This window comes from Undibacterium pigrum, from assembly GCF_003201815.1.
GTDB classification, from domain to species: domain Bacteria; phylum Pseudomonadota; class Gammaproteobacteria; order Burkholderiales; family Burkholderiaceae_D; genus Undibacterium; species Undibacterium pigrum.
Map to the genome: position 1 here is coordinate 176170 of NZ_QJKB01000004.1, position 19176 is coordinate 195345.

Below are 19176 nucleotides of genomic sequence, written 5' to 3' on the forward strand. Positions count from 1 at the left end.
CGCAGGAGGCGGGAGCCTACCGGACTTATGCTGACATTGCAAGAAACTCGCTTATATTTAGCTAATGTTGCAAGCAGGTAATGCATGATTGACACTTACATACATGCTCATGGATACTTGGCAAGAATTAGAACTTTTTGTTACAAATCAGCTTCTTAGACAAACATTTATTATAAATATACGGAGATTCACCATGTTGCGACCCAGTCTGATTTTTCTATCCCTTGCCCTGGCATTGACGGCATGCAGTAAGGGAGGAAAAGATGGCAAGGATTCGGATCAGACCAAGGCAAGTGCAGGTTCAGCGAGCGCCAAGTCTGGTGCTGCCAAAATACCAGACCAGCCCTTGCTGGTGACGCAAGAAGATTTGCAAGTCATACAAAACAGCGCACTGTCCTCCGGACCTGTGATTACTGGTTCCATACAACCAGAACGCAAGGCTGACTTGCGCTCGGAATTGTCTACGGTGGTCTTGCAAGTATTGAAAGAAAATGGCGAGACGGTTAAGCGTGGTGATTTACTGGTGCGCCTGGACGACACATCAATTCGTGACAGCCGCAATTCGGCGGAAGAAGCGGCCAGGGCATCTGCCCAGTCGCTGGAGCAGGCCGAGAGACAATTCCAGCGCCTGAAGACTTTGCGCGCATCCGGCATGACATCGACCCAGCAACTGGAAGATGCAGAAATCCGCCGCAATAATGCCCAGAGTGATCTGGTGGCTGCCAAGGCACGTTCAGCGCAGGCACGCCAGCAAATGCAGCGTACAGAAGTGCGTGCCCCCTTTGATGGCGTCGTCAGCGAACGCAAGGTTTCTGCTGGTGACACAGCCCAGATAGGCAAGGAGCTGGTCAAGGTCATCGACCCGACCAGCATGCGTTTTGAAGGCTTGCTGTCGGCGGACAAGGTCAATAATGTCAAGATAGGCCAGACTGTCAGTTTCCGTGTCAATGGTTATGGTGACCAGGTTTTTGCAGGCAAGGTGAAACGTGTGGATATGGCAGCAAATGCCACCACCAGGCAGGTCGAAGTGCTGGTAGCCTTTGCTGATGCCACGCCACCACGGGTGTCCGGCCTGTATGCAGAGGGACGCATAGAAACAGGTTCTACCCAGACCCTGATGATCAAGAGCTCAGCCTTGCTGCGTGATGGCGATAAGGCCTATGCCTGGCGCATCAAGGATGGCATCCTCAACAAAATCAGTATTGTGGTTGGTGAACGTGACCCACGTCGCGGTGATTTTGAAATTCGTAGCGGTCTGGTCGACGGCGACAAAGTCATACGTAACCCGGTTTCCACTTTGGTGGATGGACAAAAAGTGAAGATGGTGGCGACGGCTGGTGCCGAGCTGCCAGCAACGGCGGCAACTGCGGCAAGTCCAACAACGGCGGCAACGCCAGCATCAGCAAGCTCGGTGAGTTCTGCTTCCAGCACGGCAACTGCCAATCCACAAGGGAAATAAATCATGTTCCTTTCTGATTTCAGTATTAAGCGTCCGGTCGCGATGATCGTGATCATCATCGCCCTTATGTGCATGGGTTTGCTGGCGCTGAAAAAACTCAAGGTCAACCAGATTCCCGATGTGGAAGAGCCAGTGCTGGTGGTCAGTATTCCTTATCCAGGTGCATCACCAGAAACGGTGGAGCGCGAGATCATCAATCGTCTGGAAAAATCTCTGCAAAGCATTACCGGTGTCTATCAGGTACGCTCAACGGCATTTGAAGGCCGTGCGCAAGTCGTGATTGTTTTTAATTTCAATAAAAACCTGATCGAAGCCTCAGACGAAGTGCGTAATGCCATTGCCTCGGTACGCTATAAATTACCGATAGAAATGCGCGAGCCCATACTCCAGCGCAGTGATCCCTCGGCACAGCCCATCATGCAGATGGCCTTGTCTTCCAGTACGCTCAGCCATGCCGAGATTTCACGCCTGGCAGAAGATGAATTGTCCGACAAGTTTCGTGGCATAGACGGCGTTGCTACTGTCAGCGTGAATGGTTCCCTGCGTCGTGAGTTGACTGTGTTATTGCATGCGCAAAAATTGCGTGAATACAATGTCTCGGTTGGCGAAGTGGTCACCGCATTGCGCAATCAAAATACCACTGCACCTGTGGGTAAGGTGAGTGGCAAGCTGGATGAGCAAAGCATACGCCTGATAGGCCGCATAGAATCACCGGCAGAATTCCAGAATATCGTCATCAAGCGCCGTGGCACTGACCTGGTCAGGCTGGCGCAAGTCGCTGAAATTGCCGACAGCTTTGCCGAGATAGGCGGCTTCAGTGTACGCAATGGCAATCCCAATGTCGGTATTTCAGTGACTCGCTCGCGTGATGCCAGTACCGTGACGGTAGCCAATAAAGTGCGCGACCTGATCGATGAAATCAACAAGAACCTGCCAAAAGGCAGCAAGCTGGAAGTCACACAGGATGGCGGCAAGGACGCACAATCCAGCCTGAATAACGTCATCGAGTCCCTGATGTTTGGTGCAGTGTTGACGATTTTTGTGGTGTATGTCTTCCTGAATTCCTGGCGCTCCACCCTGATTACAGCCATGAGCTTGCCAACCTCCGTAATTGCAGCTTTCATCGCCGTCTGGCTATGCGGCTTTACCCTGAACTTCATGACCTTACTGGGCTTGTCGCTGGCAATTGGTGTGCTGATTGATGATGCGATTGTGGTGCGCGAAAACATCGTGCGTCATATGGAAATGGGTTCAGATCGCCGCACTGCTGCCAGTAATGGCACCAAGGAAATTGGCCTGGCAGTTGCCGCAACCACGTTCTCTATCATTGCCGTGTTTATTCCTGTGGCTTTCATGCCTGGTGTTTCTGGTGAATGGTTCAGGCCGTTTGCGCTGACAGTTGCGAGCTCTGTCCTGGTCAGTCTGTTTATCTCTTTCACGCTTGATCCCATGTTGTCTGCCTACTGGGGCGACCCTATAGGCCATCATCTGGAACCCAAGCGCGGCATCAGTCTGGTACTGGCCAAGTTCAATACCTGGTTTGATCATCAGGCTGACCGCTACGGCAATGTGATCGCCTGGGCCTTGCATCACCGTATCTGGATGGCCCTGATCGCTGCACTCAGTTTTGCTGGCGCCATTGCCTTGCATGCGGCCAAGGGCGGCACCAGTTTCCTGCCAGTCTCGGACAATGGCACGCTGGTGATAGACGTGCGCACACCATCCAGTTCCAGCCTCGAATATGGCCGCATGAAAGTCGAGAAAGCCGCTGAGCTGGCACGTACCCTGAAAGAAACCAAGGCCACCAATAGTGTCATTAACAGTGGTGGTGGACGTGTTTATGTGGATATCGGCAAGAGTACTGAGCGTAAGCGCTCAGCAACCGAGGTGGGTGTCGAGCTGCGCAAGCTGGTCGCCAATATCATCGGTGCTGAGTATGTGGTCCAGGATGATCTCAGTAATGGTGCCAGAAAGCCTGTGCAAATCAGGTTCTCCGGCCCGGACTCAAGAAAACTGACTGAGATTGCGACAGATTTCATGGGGCAACTCAGCAAAGTACCAGGCGCGGTGGATGTAGGTTTGTCTGAGCAAGATCCCAAAGACGAATTGCAGATAGAGCTGGATCGTGGGCTGGCAAACTCTCTTGGTATTTCGGTCAATGATGCAGCCCAGGCCTTGCGTGTGGCGTTTGCCGGTGTCGAGATTGGTGACTGGGTTGACCCTACCGGTGAAGCGCGTGACGTGGCAGTGCGCCTGCATCCGGATGACAGGATCAGTGCAGAAAACATAGAACGTCTGCCTATTGCCGTGGCTGGTAGCGACAAGATGGTGCCTCTGGAGCAAATCGCCAAGATCACTATGGGCAAGGGACCAGCCAAGATCCAGCATACCGATGGCAAACGCATGATAGAAGTATCGGCCAATGCACAAGGGAAATCTTCGGGTGAAATCACGACTGAAGCAATGAAGCTTGCCAAAGCCATGAACTTCCCGGCCGGTTTCGGCATAGAGCTGAGTGGTGCGGCACGTTCGCAAAAAGAATTGTTTACCGAAATGACTATCGCCCTGGTATCTGGCATAGGCCTGATGTACCTGATCCTGGTCATGCAGTTTGGTTCTTTCACGGCGCCTATTGCTGTTATGCTGTCCCTGCCTTTGAGCCTGATAGGCGTGGTAGTCGCTCTGCTGTTAACCAAGGGTACACTGAACCTGATGAGTTTCATCGGCATCATCATGCTCATGGGACTGGTCGCCAAGAATGCGATTCTCTTGCTCGATTGTGCCAGGAAGCGCGAAGAAGAAGGCTATGATCGCGAAGAGTCACTCATGTATGCTGGCCGCAAGCGCCTGCGCCCTATTTTGATGACGACCTTTGCGCTGATTGCCGGTATGCTGCCTGTGGCCATAGGCCTGGGTGAGGGCGGCGAGTTCTATCGTCCACTGGCGATTGCGATTATTGGCGGCACCATCACTTCCACTTTCCTGACCTTGCTGGTAGTGCCAACTTTCTATGACAGTATAGAAATCAGCCGTGACCGCATGCTGGCCAAGTTCCGCAGCCGTGAATCGCGCTGGAATACTTTCTTTGCCTTCATCGCGACCTTTGTTGAAGCCTTGCTGACACTGATCATGTTGCGCTTTATCTACCGTCTGCCGTTTAAGGCATGGCGTAAAATCAGCGGCAAACCTGCCGCAGGCTGATGCAAGAAATGCCCACTTCTGAAGTGGGCATTTTCATTTTGAGGGCGAAATTTATTGTGTTGGATAAAAAAATAATTTGCTGAAATTGTATTCATAACCGTATCAATAAGCATCCATAAGTTTTTTATTTCCGCACTGCACAAAGCCAGCATCCACGAGGCTTGCAGCCTGACTGGCAATTTGCATAAGTCTTCATTTTGATGGCTGTTTGGCATTATTTTAAAATCCTGCAACAGATGGGTTTCCGTGCACTGCTTTTCTCTGGCAATCAGGCATGTTTTCAGGCTTGACTACCCCCTCACAAATCTGGATACTTCGCCCACTGTTTTTCCAGATATATCCAATTTATACCTAGGAAAATGCAGAGAAATACAAGAAACACCTATCCATAATTCCAATAAGCAAATGCACCTTCAAAAGAGATGTTTGCTGACGCTGTGAAAAACAATTGACAGGAGAGACGAATGACTCAATCCGTGGCTGTGGATGGCGCTGAAAAAGCGCGGATGCCAAAGCAAATACCCTATATCATCGCCAATGAGGGCTGTGAGCGCTTCAGCTTTTATGGCATGCGCAATATCCTCACGCCTTTCCTGATTACCAGCCTGCTGTTATCCATGCCGGAAGAACTGCGCAAGGGTATGGCAAAAGAGGTATTCCATACTTTCGTCATCGGCGTATATTTCTTCCCCTTGCTGGGTGGCTGGCTCGCCGACCGCTTCTTTGGTAAATACAATACCGTTTTCTGGTTGAGCCTGGTGTATTGCTGTGGCCATGCCTGCCTGGCTATCTTTGAGAATAACCGCAATGGATTTTATACCGGGCTATTCCTGATCGCCCTGGGGTCAGGGGGGATCAAACCGCTGGTAACTTCCTTTGTTGGTGACCAGTTTGATCAATCGAATCGCTCCCTGGCGCAAAAAGTATTTGATGGTTTTTACTGGATTATCAACTTTGGTTCTTTCTTTGCCTCTTTGCTGATGCCTATCTTCCTCAAGGAATTCGGAGCCAGTATCGCTTTTGGTATCCCGGGTTTGCTGATGTTGATCGCGACCATTATTTTCTGGTCTGGCCGTACCAAATACGTTCACGTAGCACCAGCACCACGTGATCCGCATTCTTTCCTGAACGTGGTACGTACTGCATTGACTACCGATGTGCCTGGTCAGGCAAAAAGCGGTTATTTCATGGCAGTGGCCGGCGCCTTGCTGGCAGTAGGTTCTTTGTTTTTGATCCCTAAAGTCGGCATAGTTGCGGCACTGTGTCTGGCGCTGGTGCTGGTCCTGGGCTTTGGTGGCATGGGTGCCTGGATGCAACTGGAACGCGCTCGCGGTATTCATCCTGATGTGGCAGTTGATGGCGTACGTTCGGTCTTGCGCATACTGGTGGTGTTTGCCCTGGTGACACCATTCTGGTCCTTGTTTGATCAAAAGGCATCGACCTGGGTCTTGCAGGCAGATCAGATGACCAAGCCTTCATGGTTCCAGTCTGCGCAAATGCAGGCTTTGAACCCATTGCTGGTGATGTTGCTCATCCCTTTCAATAACCTGGTCTTGTATCCTTTATTGAAACGTAGTGGCGTTGAATTGACTGCCTTGCGTCGCATGGGCGCCGGTATCGCTTTTGCTGGTCTGGCCTGGATAGTAGTTGGCTTCATGCAGTTGGCCATTGATGGCGGCAATGCTCTGGAAATTACCTGGCAAATTCTGCCATATGCCTTGCTGACCTTTGGCGAAGTGCTGGTATCCACTACAGGTCTGGAATTTGCCTATAGTCAGGCACCGCTGGCGATGAAGGGTGTGATCATGAGTTTCTGGAACCTGTCAGTCACCATAGGTAACTTGTGGGTCTTGCTGGCCAACTCCAGTGTCAAGAGTGAAGCAGTGACCGAGCAAATCAAGTCTACTGGTATGAGCGTCACGGCTTTCCAGATGTTCTTCTTTGCCGGTTTTGCCTTGCTGGCGGCTTTCCTGTTTTCTCTGTATGCGAGAAGTTATCCTATGTTGAATAATTATCGTAAGGCTGATTAACATCAGCGCCACGAAGCAGAAAAAAACCGCATGACTTTCATGCGGTTTTTTTTCGTTCAATTACCTGGTATGAAGTGATTGTTCAGCGCAATATCTCAGTCAGTACACGTCCTTCAGAACCAGAAGGTGGGCGCAAGCGCAACAAATGCGCCAGTGTTGGTGCAATATCCATGACTTCAGCATACTGGCCATAGGCACCGGCTTTGAAGGGTTTGCCCATCAACATCAGCGGTACATTGGTGTCGTAGATATACGGTGAGCCATGCGAAGTGCCATGTGCTTCGCTGCCAAAATACCAATAAGGCTTGGTGACAACCATGACATCGCCAGAACGTTGCCTGTGCCATGCACGTTGTACCAGCGTACCCATGCGTGTGCGTGGCAAACTACCATTTTCAAACTGGGTACGGGTAAAGCTGTTGGCAACGCCGGGCAGGTCCAGCAAAAATCTTGCAGCGGCGTTTTCCACATCATCACGCCTCAGGTTTTTTTGCTCTATCAGCTTATAGTCAAGCAAAAAGTTGGGAGCGGACCATTTGCGAACCAGGTCTTTTTGCCCAAACTTATCCGTCAGATGCTGGTTCAGGTCGGCCAGCATCTTCTTGCTGTCCAGACGTTGTGCATCGCGTTTGATGGATTGTGAAAACTCTGGCACATTCGGGAAACCATGATCTGCCGTCAGTATCACGATGGTATTGTCCATGCCTACACGCTTGTCGAGGTAGGTGAAGAAATTTGCCAGCATTCTATCCAGTCTTTGCAAATGGTCATGCGACATGCGGCTCTCAGGGCCAAAGCTGTGATTGACATAGTCATGGCTGGACAGGCTGACACCCAGCACATCAGGTACACCAGCAGGGTTTTGTCCCAGTTTTTCACCTTCTATCGCTGCGCGGGCAAAATCCAGGGTCATTTCGTCGACATAGGGACCAGTGTACAGGTCCTTGTAGTAATCAGCATCGGGTTTGCCAGACTTGCTGGTGTAGACAAAGGGGAAGCGTTTTTCTTTTTCCTTTTGATTGATGACCAGTTCATCGTCTGCGTCACCAGAGTAAGCCGCGTCAGGCAGCAAAGGTCGCCATTCCTTGCCATAAAAGCGGTCTTGCGGTTTGCCTGCGTGGTATTGCTGCACCCATTGTGGATGAGACTTCATGTAATAGGTGGAACTGGCAAAATTGCCAGTCTTGCTCATGTACATATACGCCGTGCCAGTTTTACCGGCCAGCAGGATCGCACCCCTGTCCTTGCCGGATACTGTCACTACTTTGCTGCGTTCACCATTCGAGTAGCGTAATTCATCACCCAGCGTGCTGACACGCAGATTGGCAGGGGAGGTTCCATCGCTGCCCTTGGTTTCCTCGCCTATATACGTGTGATTTTTGTCTTCTGTGCAATATACCGATGCCAGCGTCACCGGGTCTATCCAGTTATTGCCAACGATGCCGTGCTGATAGGGATACGCACCCGTCAATACGGCAGAATGGCCGACTGCAGTGACGGTAATGCCATGCGCCTGATGCCCGTCGGAGAACCAGGCTCCCTGATCAAGCAGACGGCGAAAGCCACCCTGAGCAAATTGATCGCGATAACGCACTACTTGCTCTTGTGGCAAGCCGTCAACAACCAAAACCACGACCAGCTTGGCTTGTGCAGTTTTTTCAACTGCAAAGGCAGGCAGGGCAGGCAGGGCGGTGGTCGCTGCAAGGCAAGTCAGTAAAAACAGTCTACGCATGGGGGCTGGGATGGTGGGCATTCGTTTTTTCATGGTTAGTCCTGGATGATTCAATAAAAAGCCTGTCAGGGTCTTGACCGGCGATAAAGGCTTAATTGCTATGCTGGTTGCTGTCTCAGTTGCTATCTCGGTTGCTATGTCAGGTACGATGTTAAGTGCGATTTATGTACGCTAAGTGACGTATCGAAAGGCAGTGAAATGATAGGGTAAAAAATGTGTACTTGCTGGCATATGTTTTTATTCATCAATGTGTCAATTACAGTCAACATGCAAAAAACTTCTGCAAGTATTGCATTTTATTACTTTACTCCCCTATGCTCAGCAGTAAAATATAGCGATGGGTCTGTACTTCTGGACTCTGGCAAAGCAGCGATAGGAACACTCTTGAGCAAAGAAAATCAATATGCTTACCTGTTTGATATCTTGCCGGTTGCAGTCGCAATCGTGGTTGATGGCAAATTGGCAAAGCTCAATCCCGCTGCACTTCAATTACTGGAAGCCAGCGATGAACAGCTCTTGCTTGGCAGGTCTGTCGACGAATATGTCCATCCCCTGGACCAGCCACGCTCGCAAGGCCGCTTGAAAAAGCAGGGCGATAACTGGGCCAATGCCAATAGTAAATTCCGTGTACGTACCAGCAAAGGCAATTTTCGCATGTTGCTGGTGATTAGCCGCGGCATCCAGTTTGAAGGCAGGGATGCCGTCATGATCAGTGGCATGGATATGACGCAACACAATGAAATGGACGAACAATTACGCCTCAGCGAATTCAATTTCCGGCGTTTGTTTGAGAACATGCAAGACGTGTATTACCGTACCGATGTCCATGGGGTCGTGCAAAAAGTCAGCCCGGCTGTCAGCAAGATTTTGGGATATGCACCTGAAGAAATAGAAGGCAAGCCTGCTGAAGCACTGTATCCCAGCGCTTCAGACCGGGACGCCTTCAAAAAAGAAATCATGATGCATGGCATGGTGAATGATTTCCCTGGCCAGATGGTCAGCAAGGATGGCCGCGTCATCGATATCTCGGTCAATAGCCAGGCCTTGTTTGATGATGATGGTAAATTTGCAGGCGTAGAAGGTATATGCCGCGATGTGACCCAGCGCAAGATGCTGGAAAGGGAGTTGCAAAGATTGGCAACTACTGATTCACTGACGGGCATAGCCAACCGCAGGGCTTTTCTTGAGCATGCCGAGCACATATTCAAAAGCTGCCAGCGCTATCAGACCCAGATGACCCTGATGATGCTGGATCTGGACTTCTTCAAAAACATCAATGATGAATACGGCCATCAGTGCGGTGACCAGGCATTAATACATTTTGCTGAAACCGTCAAAGTCGAACTGCGCGAATCTGACTTGTTTGGCCGTCTTGGCGGTGAAGAATTTTGCGTGCTGTTGCAGCAGGCCGACCGCCCTGAAGCCATGCTGGTGGCTGAACGCATACGCGACCATATTCAATCCATGCCTCTGAGTTCTGCCTCTGGCGAGACTTTTTCTCTGACGGTCAGCATAGGGATTGCCATCTACAGAGCAGAAGATGACAGGCTGGGCCGCTTGCTTGAGCGGGCCGACAAGGCTCTGTATCAGGCCAAGAGCCATGGCCGCAATCAGGTGATCTGGGAAACCTGCTGAAGCAGCAGGCATTTCCGGTCACATGATAATCAGGCGCTGAGCACGACGATCAGCAATAAATAAATGAGTAATGAACATGCTGCGATCAGGAGCAGGGCAAAGGTGCGCCACAAACTGGCGAAAATACCAAGCTCATAAGCACTGCGCAATTGCCGGAATATATGGACAGGCGGTACAAAAATAACCAGCAGCAATGCCGTCATCGAAAAGCTGAAAGTGTTCAATATCGCTGCCACTATTAAGAGCAAAGCCATGAAAGACAGTGAGTAAAGCGAAAACACGGCATGGTCGAACATGCCATATCGACGCTTGAAGATGAACATCAGCCATAAGAAAGGCAATGAGATTGGCATCAGCAGGAAGGACAGTTTTGAGGCATTGCTCTTTATCTTGTATAAGGTCAGTTCAGGTGTTTTGAGAGCATGCCTGACCTTTTTCTCTACCTGGGGGGATGAGAAGCTCACATTTTTCCCATCCAGTTTCTTGTCTATTGTTTGCGCAATTTCAGCCAGGCGATTGCTTTCGGGCTCTGATTTTTCACTTTCTTTTTTTGTGTCTGGCGTTGTCAGCAAATTCAGAGAGCTTTGCAAACCAGTGATTTCCAGTTCAAGTTCAGTAATGTCTTCTTTCAGGTCTTCCAGTTTGGCATCTCCTGCGGGAAGTTTTGCTCGCTGATCTTGCAGTGATACCAGCTTTACCTTGTTTTCCTGCAAGACCTTGCTGATGCCTTCCCTGGTATGAGGCTGGTCAGAAATGCTGTTAAGCGGGTTATTGCTGGTGAACGAAAACACAAAGAACATCAGAAAGATCAAAAACAAGAATAAAGCCAGCGGCGAGACATAGCGTGTACGCTGGCCTGCGATGTAATTGCGGGTCAATTTTCCTGGCGAGAAGATCAATGCCGGAACAGTTCTCCAGGCCTTGGTCTCGAAGTGAAGCAGACCATGCAGGAGTTCTTCGATCAAATGCAGTAGCGAGCGATGGATATGGGCAGCCTGGCCGCAGGCATGGCAAAAGCTGCCTTGCAGGCTGGTGTTGCAATTGGCGCAGGTATGGCCGTGGTTTTCTGCACCCGTTGCATGATGGCTGGCTTTTTCTGCTTCTTTGACCAGTATTATTTCTGACGCCACTTCTGCGGCAGTCCCTAAGTCCGGGCTCATAAATGCGCTCTCTTTTTTAATGATGGTGTCTGATCGCTGCGCTATCTCCCATGCAAAGAAAATAGTGTCAACAAAGTGTGGATTTTATAATATAAAGCTGGATATGAGCCGGGCTATTTATGAAATGAGTTCTAACTATTTGAACCGGTATTCGAATTATCTGACCAGAGTGATGATGACATGCGCGTATTGCAATCTCTTTTATTTTTACCCCTGATCATGTTGAGTGCAGGCGCACAGGCCCAGCGTGCGGCTTCTGGCGAAGACTGCTTCTCGCTTGGCGGGCAGGCAGACGCGCGGGAATGTCTGGAAAAGCGCGTCGCGCAAAGCAATATCACGCTCAGGCAGGCGGAAGCTGAAACTCTGATATCTGTGGGCCTATGGGACGATACTGCTACCAACCGTGCGCGTGTGAAGGGTAAATTGCTATCTTCAAGCAAGCAATATTTGCTTTACCGTGCAGAGCAATGTGAGTTGCAGGCAAACCTGGCAGCAGGGGGGACGGGTACATCCCACAGACGTTTCTTATGCCTGCTGGAATTGAATGAGCAACGCATCGCCCACCTGCAAAGTGTCAGGGAAATAACCAATCGCTAGTATTATCAAGCCCGGGTAGAAACAAGCCTGGTTTTCATATTTGCTTATGCCATTTTCATGCTTGGTGCTATGCTGTCCATCTGATCTGCCAGCTCAACATCCGCCTTGATCAGTGTCGCGCTTTATCTGTTGCAATTGAAATCGTTTAATTCTTGATGACAAAGGTGCAAATAATGAACAGTACACGCCTATTTCTGATAAAAATTGCTGGCTTCATGATGCTACTGTCTGGTGCAATGACAGCCAGCAGTGCAGAACCCTATAAGCTGGGCGTCAATGCCCCGCGCTCCACGCAGGAAACACTCAACCAATGGCAAGATCTGGGTAAATATCTGAGCAAGACCACGGGCAAGGAAGTAGAAATTGTCCCCATGGAAGTGTCCAAGGTATTTGGTGATGCCAGTGCCAAAAAAGTTGATTTCATACTCGCCAATCCCAACCAGACTCTGATGCTGAAAGTAAAGCTGGGCGCAACTTTGCTGGCATCCTTGAATGGCAAGCAGGGTTCGGTATTTGGTGGTGTTGTCGTGGTTAAAAAAGGCGGCAGTATCAGCAAGATAGAAGACCTGAAGGGCAAGCCCATCAGTGCCCTGGGCATACAATCAGCGGGTGGGTATCTGTTCCAGGTCTATCATTTTTCCCAAAAGGGCATGCAACCCAGACGCGACTATGGTCTTTTCACAACGACCAGCCAGGACGACTCCATTCTCGCTGTACAGTCAGGAAAATCCAGTGCTGCCTTTGTCCGTACCGGCATACTGGAAAACATGGCCAAGGAAGGTAAAATCAAGCTCGATGATTTCACTATCCTGGATGAACGCAAGGATAGCAAATTCCCGTTTTTACTGACGACAGAACTGTATCCTGAATATTTCGTCATTGCCCTGCCACATGCGAATAAGGATGTGGCGGCAGAGATCAAAACAGCATTGCTCAAAATGCCTGCAAGTGATCCAGCCGCGCAGACAGCAGGTATCAAGGGCTTTATTGAGCCTTTAAGCACTGCGACGCTGGAGAATGCCATGCGTGCAGTGAAAGCACCGCCATTTGAATAACATCAACTGTGCAGGCATCGCCATGGAAAATGGCGATGCTCCTGAAGCTGCATCTTGCTACAACCATCCGCTCTTGCGGAAGCGGTAGTATAAATAAGCGCAGGCAGAGAACATGATGCTTATTGCCATGGGATAGCCATAAGCCCATTCCAGTTCTGGCATAGCCTTGAAGTTCATTCCCCAGATACCGGCAAAAGCGGTGGGTACTGCAAAAATTGCAGCACCGGCGGCCAGGCGTTTATTGACTTCACTCTCATCTATGGCAACCATGGATAAATTCACCTGTATCGCCGTGCTGATGGTGTCACGTATGGTTTCTATCGAGGTATTGATACGGTACAGGTGATCATATACATCGCGGAAATATTCCTGGGTATTTACACACAGTGCTGGTACGCGGCCACCGAATAATTTACCGCATGCTTCCATTAAAGGAGTGACCGCATGTTTGACCACCATGATCTTGCGCTTGAGCTGGTACAGGCGCTGGATGTTTGCCCGTTCACTGCCCTTGGTAAAAATCTGTTCTTCGATGAGCTCAAGTTCTTCTTCCAGTGCCTCTATAACGGGGAAGTAACGGTCAACCACAGCATCAATCAGCGCATAAAACACAAATGAGGAACCATGCTTGAGCAGATGTGGTTCACGTTCGCAACGCTGGCGTACACCGAGGAAATTTTGCTGGCAACGGTTACGCACAGACAGCACATAATTTTCACCGACAAAGAGGTTGAGTTCACCTATATTCAACTCACCTTCCAGCATTTCAACGGTATGGATGACGGCAAATAGCGAGTCGCCATACTCTTCAATTTTCGGCCTTTGATAGCCGTGGCGGGCATCTTCTACGGCCAGTTCATGCAAATCAAATTCCACCTGCATTTCCTGTAATTCTTCATCCGAGGCATCACGCAAGGCGACCCAGACAAACTGCTCCTTATGTTGTACATAGTCGCTGATGGCCGCTACCGAAATATCGGATAGTTTGCGGCCTTCTTGATAAGTAACGCAGTTGATTAACATGATTCAGTTTTCCATTTCTTTGTCAGGACAAAATGCTTGCAAGCTCAGTCTGCTTTAATACATCCGCCATGTAAACTGGCGCAGGATAAATCATTTAGCCTCATAAGAGGTAGTGTCGCTGGCACGCCACCAGCGCTTGTCTGTACGGAAATTGAAGCGACGCCGGAATTGCAGCGGGCTTAACTTGGTTTCCCTCTTGAACAGGCGGCAAAACGAGCTATTGTCGCGGTAGCCGCATTGCTCAACAATGGCGCTGATATCAAGCATGCTGATTTCCAGTAATTGCTTGGCTCTTTGTATGCGCAGTTTTTGCAGATAGGATAAGGGCGACATGCCCAGTACTTCATTGAAATAGCGGTTGATCGTGCGCGGGCTGACGGCAGCAGCTTGCGCAACGTCTTGCAAATTATAGACGCGCCTGAGATCGGCTTCCAGCCATGCGCGCGCCTTGAAGACGATGCCGTCACGGGCTTTAGTAGATAAGACCTGGTTCATGTCGGCACTGATCTTGTAGCGCTCTTCCTGATAATAGGTGGCATCTATCGCACTATTGCTCAGCGCATCGCCATAATACTGGCGCATGACTTCATAAATCAGGCGGTAATTGCTGGCTGGTGCACCAGTGGTATAGATATTGCCATCGACCACTACTTCATGTCGCAAATTCAATAAAACATGTGGGTAGTTATCTGCCAGCCAGCCGCTCATCATCCAGCTCATGGCAGCTTGCTTGTGATCAAGCAAGCCTGCTTCTGCCAGAAAGGCCGTGGCGTTATAGCTGGCGGCAATGACGCCGCCGGACTGATAGCGTGCCTGCAGCAATGCTTTTTCTGCGCTGCCGGTTTTGACGCGTTTTTCCAGGTCATAAATGCTGGCCATTTGCAGGCCAGGTACAACCAGCACTGTTTGCCGGGCAGGCAGGTATTCATCCGTATCATCAAAGCCCGGCGCCATCAGATTTGCCAGCCATGGCAATTGCAGAGGCTTGCCTTGGACGTCAATGACGCGCCAGCGAAATGGCAGAGCGCGAGCACCCATACTGCTGAGTTTTTCTGGATGCCGCAAGCTCCAGAAGGTATTGCCAGCAGTCACGGCATCAATGCTGGTCAGTGCAGCACCTGGCAGGCAGCCTTCCAGATATAAGAGATCAAAACGAACTGGTAACATTTGATTACATAAATTTGCTTACAAGTTATGGCTGGATTGGCACATCGCTTGTCTATTTTAGCTTATTAATTTTATCTGAGCATGAATATACTTACCGGGCAGAAACGATACTTCTGCTTCCAAAAGTGGGTGCGCACGCCACAGGAAAGCTTTCTTTTCTCCTACAACCGCTTAATATCCTGGATAAGATCATGCACTCACTTGCACAGACAAATACCATTATCGGTAGGCCGCTTGATGCTCCCCGCAAAGATAAGGACGGTGCTTTCACGCGGCAGCCACCGGTATATCCCTGGCCAGACAGGCAAAATTCCGGCTTCAAGGTCAAGCTGGTGAATTCCAGTAATGACCATGAATCCATCAGCATGCTGGTGAACCAGCGTTTCTCTTCACGGGGCTATGGCAAACCTGTCAGCCATGAGTTGCGTAAGCCCATGAACATCCTGAGCCTGCAGGCTACGATAGAAAACCGCATAGTCGGCACGCTCAGTGTGCAATTTGACTCTGAAGAGGGCTTGCCGCTTGATAGCCTGTATCAGTTCGAGCTCGACAGTTTGCGTCGCAAGGGGGCGAAGATATGCCAGTTCACCAAGCTGGCGATAGAAAAGGAAGTCAAATCCAAGAGTGTGCTGGCATCTCTGTTCCATATCGCCGAAATCTGGGCTTTCAAAGTGCGTCATTACAACTACATCTGCATAGAGGTGAACCCCAGGCATGTGGCGTTTTATGAGCGCATGCTCAATTTCACCGTTTTGAGTGAGGTTCGTGACAATCAGCAAATCCAGGCACCGTCGGTCTTGCTGGGTATAGACTTGAATTATGTTGACATGCTGGTGCAGCAGTTTGGTGGCAAGCCAGAGCTGGCTGAGAAGGAACGCTCCTTCTATCCCTATCTGTTTTCACCTCAGGAAGAATTCAGCCTGGCATGCCGTTTGCGTAGCATGAGTGAGTAAAAACATGGAACAGCAACTCAACATGCTGGTCAGCAATGGACAGGACAGTAATGCATCTGCTTTCGATTATGACCAGGCTTTTTCCCGCAACCTGGGCTGGTTTACAGAGACAGAGCAAGCGCAGCTGCGTGGCAAGAGGGCGGCAATTGCCGGTATGGGTGGCGTTGGCGGCGCCCATTTGCTGACGCTGGCCAGGCTGGGTATTGGTGCTTTTCATATCGCCGACTTCGATCAGTTTGATTTGCCCAATATGAATCGGCAGGCCGGTGCCATGCAGTCCACACTGGGGAAAGACAAGGCGCAAGTCATGCAAGCCATGGCCAAAGATATCAATCCTGACTTGCAGATCGAAGTATTTCCGCAAGGAGTGGGCGCGGGCAATATGGATGCCTTTCTGGACGGTGTTGATATTTATATTGATAGCCTGGATTTTTTTGCCTTTGATACCCGCCGTGCGGTGTTCGCAGCCTGCTATCGTAAAGGCATACCCGCAGTCACAGCCGCCCCTCTGGGTATGGGCACCGCGGTACTGTCTTTCATGCCTGGCAAGATGAGCTTTGATGATTATTTCCAGATGCAGGGTCAGTCAGAATTTGAGCAAGGCATACGCTTCTTGCTGGGCCTGGCACCGGCCCGCCTGCATGGCACTTATCTGGTTGACCCCAGCCGCGTCAGGCTGGATCTGAAGAAGGGCCCATCTACGGTAATGGCATGCCAGTTGTGTGCGGGTGTGGCTGCGACAGAGGCAGCAAAAATTCTTTTAGGCCGCGGCAAAGTTGTTTGTGCACCACGTGGTATACACTATGACGCATACAGGCAAGAGTTAAAGAAAACCTGGCTGCCTGGTGGCAACCGCAATCCTCTGCAAAAAATAAAGCTGGCCATCGCCAGACGCATGCTGGGCCAGAAACTGGTGACAGCAGAAAGGCAGCATGAGCCCGCTTGAATACGTACTCGACAAGGCACGCTGGGCACCCAGTGGCGACAATGTGCAAAGCTGGCGTTTTGAAATTATTTCAGAAGAAGTCTTCATCATCCATGCCTTTGATACCAGGGACACGGTTGTCTATGATATCGATGGCCGCCCCAGCCAGATCGCCCTGGGGGCATTGCTGGAAAACATCAGCCTGGCTGCCAGCCATCAGCAGCGGCAGGCAGAATTCTTGCGCATAGACAGCGACAGCCAGCAAGACAATAGCAGGGCAATCAGCTATCAGGTCACGCTCTTACCTGTGGATGCCAGTATTCCTCATCCTCTGGTGGCAGAGATAGAAAAAAGAAGCGTGCAAAGGCGGGCGCTCTCTACGCGGGCTTTGCAGGCAGAGCATCAACTGGCTCTGGAGCAGGCTGTCGGGGATAATTTCACCATATGCTGGTTTGGTGGCTGGAAGCAGCGCTGGAAGATGGCGAAATTATTATGGAGTAATGCAAAAATTCGCCTGACCATGCCGGAAGCTTTTCCGACACATAAGAAAGTCATAGACTGGGGCAAACAATTCAGTGACGACCGCATACCCGACCAGGCCATAGGCATGGACAAGCTGGGGCTATTACTGATGCGATGGGCCATGCATAGCTGGCAGCGGGTCAACTGGATGAACCGTTATATGGCGGGCACCTGGCTGCCACGTCTGCAACTTGATCTGATTCCCGCACTGTTTTGCGCGACACATTTCATGATCGTGGCAAAGAAAGAACCGCAAACAGTAGAAGATTTTGTTGCTGCCGGTCGCAGCCTGCAAAGCTTCTGGCTGACGGCAACGCAACTGGGCATACAACTGCAGCCAGAAATGACACCCTTGATTTTCAACTGGTACGTCAAGGCAGGGCGCACTTGTAGCAGCACCGTTGGCATACAGGAGCAAATGCAGGATTTACAGCAAAACCTGGCTGCATTTTGCCATCCCTCCATATTGAAAAACTGCTGTTTCATGGGACGGGTGGGTTATGGCAAAGCTGCACAGTCACGTTCCCTGCGATTGAAATTGCATGATTTATGTCTGCCATTCGCAGCCAGGCACAAGGATGCGGCCTAGCTGCTTTTGCCGTTCTTAAAGACTCATGCCAGCGACTATCATTGTGTAAATCATCAGTGATGAGGCGGCAATGCATATCAAGGCTGCCGTGCGCCACAGGCTGGCAAAAAATCCCAGTTCATAGGCATCGCGCAATTGCACAAACATATGCACAGGCGGGACAAAGGCAAATAGCAAACCGGCGATGGTTGTAAGATTAAGTTTGCCCAGTATCGCAATGCACATGAATAATATACTCATGAAAGACAATGAGTACAGCGAGAATACCGCATGATCAAACAAGTTATAACGCCGTTTGAATACAAATAATAGCCAAAGAAACGGCAGGGAAATCGGCATCAGCAGGAAAGCCAGTTTGGCCGCATTGGCCTTCATTTTGTAGAAAGTCAGGGCCTGATTCTTTTCGGCACGGTCCAGGACTTTTTTTATCCATTTCACCTGTGTGATGTCATATCCACTACTGTTTTTTTTATCTTCCGCCGCTGCTTCCAATTGCTCTTTTTCTTCTTTTGCAAGAAGCCGGTTTTGTTCTGCCAGCGCGGCCTCAAGCTTGCTCAGTTTTTTCTGGATGCTGTCCGGATTTTCGTCTGGCAGTGATGCGGCCGGTTTTTCTTGCGGCAATGTGAGTTTGTTCAGAGTTTCTTTTGTTTCGTAGATTTCCACTACCAGTTCATCCCTGGATTTGTAATTACCTTTCAGCCCGGTTAACGGATCTTTCATTGTCAATGAAAAGACAAAGAACATGGCAACGATCAGGAACAACAACAGCGCCAGCGGTGACACGTAGCTATGGCGCTTGCCAGCAATATATTCACGGGTAAGTTTGCCTGGCCTGAGTATCAGCGCAGGCAGGGTGCGCCAGAGTTTGTGATCGAAATGAAATATGCCATGCAAGACTTCTTCAAACATATGCGTCATGGAACGGTGCACATGGGCAGGCTGGCCGCAAGACTGGCAATAATTGCCGGTCAGCGTTGCGCCGCAGTTTTTGCAGCTGGCAGAATGGCTTTGCGCAGTTGCGGGTTTTAGAATAGGGGAGTGAGTGTTATTTTCTGAAGGCTTGCTGTGGACTTGCTTTGTCGCTTTGCTTTTTTTCTTGTTGCGCATGCTTGTTCCTGTTGGTCTCGA

The 19176-nt window shown here is 50.2% G+C and carries 14 protein-coding genes; 9 read left to right on the forward strand and 5 right to left on the reverse strand.

All coding sequences use genetic code 11. The features are described from left to right. Positions 1 to 193: 193 nt before the first annotated feature. The 3 genes from DFR42_RS14450 to DFR42_RS14460 all read left to right on the forward strand — a co-directional run bounded on the left by DFR42_RS14450 (position 194) and on the right by DFR42_RS14460 (position 6690). Positions 194 to 1459, forward strand: coding sequence for an efflux RND transporter periplasmic adaptor subunit (locus DFR42_RS14450; protein WP_110255707.1), 1266 nt, complete (start codon positions 194 to 196; stop codon positions 1457 to 1459). A 3-nt stretch (positions 1460 to 1462) separates the two neighbouring features. Next, positions 1463 to 4660, forward strand: a complete 3198-nt coding sequence (locus tag DFR42_RS14455; RefSeq protein WP_110255708.1) for an efflux RND transporter permease subunit — start codon at positions 1463 to 1465, stop codon at positions 4658 to 4660. A gap of 464 nt (positions 4661 to 5124) precedes the next feature. Beyond that, positions 5125 to 6690, forward strand: coding sequence for a POT-type proton-dependent oligopeptide transporter (locus DFR42_RS14460; protein ID WP_245936976.1), 1566 nt, complete (start codon positions 5125 to 5127; stop codon positions 6688 to 6690). A gap of 82 nt (positions 6691 to 6772) precedes the next feature. On the opposite strand, the gene DFR42_RS14465 is transcribed toward DFR42_RS14460, so the two are convergent. Continuing rightward, positions 6773 to 8455: an alkaline phosphatase family protein gene (locus tag DFR42_RS14465; RefSeq protein WP_245936977.1), complete on the reverse strand. Its 1683-nt coding sequence runs from the start codon at positions 8453 to 8455 to the stop codon at positions 6773 to 6775. A gap of 351 nt (positions 8456 to 8806) precedes the next feature. On the opposite strand from DFR42_RS14465, the gene DFR42_RS14470 reads away from it, so the two are divergent. Continuing rightward, positions 8807 to 10057, forward strand: a complete 1251-nt coding sequence (locus DFR42_RS14470) for a sensor domain-containing diguanylate cyclase (RefSeq protein WP_245936978.1) — start codon at positions 8807 to 8809, stop codon at positions 10055 to 10057. Positions 10058 to 10086: 29 nt separating this feature from the next. Here DFR42_RS14470 and DFR42_RS14475 read toward each other — a convergent pair whose 3' ends face one another. Further along, a complete protein-coding gene (locus DFR42_RS14475) occupies positions 10087 to 11217 on the reverse strand; it encodes a DUF3667 domain-containing protein (RefSeq protein ID WP_110255709.1) in 1131 nt (376 codons plus the stop codon). Between the two features lie 180 nt (positions 11218 to 11397). Here DFR42_RS14475 and DFR42_RS14480 point away from each other — a divergent pair, with 180 nt between their 5' ends. Together DFR42_RS14480 and DFR42_RS14485 are read left to right on the forward strand one after the other, a co-directional pair. Further along, a complete protein-coding gene (locus DFR42_RS14480) occupies positions 11398 to 11814 on the forward strand; it encodes a lysozyme inhibitor LprI family protein (protein ID WP_110255710.1) in 417 nt (138 codons plus the stop codon). A gap of 173 nt (positions 11815 to 11987) precedes the next feature. Beyond that, the gene (locus DFR42_RS14485) at positions 11988 to 12869 is read left to right on the forward strand and encodes a phosphate/phosphite/phosphonate ABC transporter substrate-binding protein (RefSeq protein WP_170133535.1); all 882 of its coding nucleotides are present in this window, start codon (positions 11988 to 11990) and stop codon (positions 12867 to 12869) included. A gap of 57 nt (positions 12870 to 12926) precedes the next feature. Here DFR42_RS14485 and corA read toward each other — a convergent pair whose 3' ends face one another. Together corA and DFR42_RS14495 are read right to left on the reverse strand one after the other, a co-directional pair. Continuing rightward, positions 12927 to 13892: a magnesium/cobalt transporter CorA gene (gene corA / locus DFR42_RS14490; protein WP_110255712.1), complete on the reverse strand. Its 966-nt coding sequence runs from the start codon at positions 13890 to 13892 to the stop codon at positions 12927 to 12929. 90 nt (positions 13893 to 13982) lie between these two features. Next, positions 13983 to 15059 (reverse strand): GlxA family transcriptional regulator, encoded by a 1077-nt coding sequence (locus DFR42_RS14495; protein WP_110255713.1) that lies wholly within the window; start codon positions 15057 to 15059, stop codon positions 13983 to 13985. 191 nt (positions 15060 to 15250) lie between these two features. Between DFR42_RS14495 and DFR42_RS14500 the strand changes: the two genes are divergently transcribed. Genes DFR42_RS14500 through DFR42_RS14510 form a run of 3 tightly spaced genes read left to right on the forward strand, consistent with a single transcriptional unit; the run spans position 15251 to position 18048 of the window. After that, entirely contained in the window at positions 15251 to 16012 is a 762-nt protein-coding gene (locus DFR42_RS14500) for an N-acyl amino acid synthase FeeM domain-containing protein (RefSeq protein ID WP_110255714.1), read from the forward strand. A gap of 4 nt (positions 16013 to 16016) precedes the next feature. Further along, positions 16017 to 16958 (forward strand): ThiF family adenylyltransferase, encoded by a 942-nt coding sequence (locus tag DFR42_RS14505; protein WP_110255715.1) that lies wholly within the window; start codon positions 16017 to 16019, stop codon positions 16956 to 16958. Continuing rightward, on the forward strand, positions 16945 to 18048 hold the full coding sequence (locus DFR42_RS14510) for a nitroreductase family protein (RefSeq protein ID WP_110255716.1): 1104 nt from the start codon (positions 16945 to 16947) through the stop codon (positions 18046 to 18048). The genes DFR42_RS14505 and DFR42_RS14510 overlap by 14 nt, the downstream gene beginning before the upstream one ends. A gap of 15 nt (positions 18049 to 18063) precedes the next feature. Here DFR42_RS14510 and DFR42_RS14515 read toward each other — a convergent pair whose 3' ends face one another. Further along, positions 18064 to 19155, reverse strand: coding sequence for a DUF3667 domain-containing protein (locus DFR42_RS14515; RefSeq protein WP_110255717.1), 1092 nt, complete (start codon positions 19153 to 19155; stop codon positions 18064 to 18066). Positions 19156 to 19176: the final 21 nt, after the last annotated feature.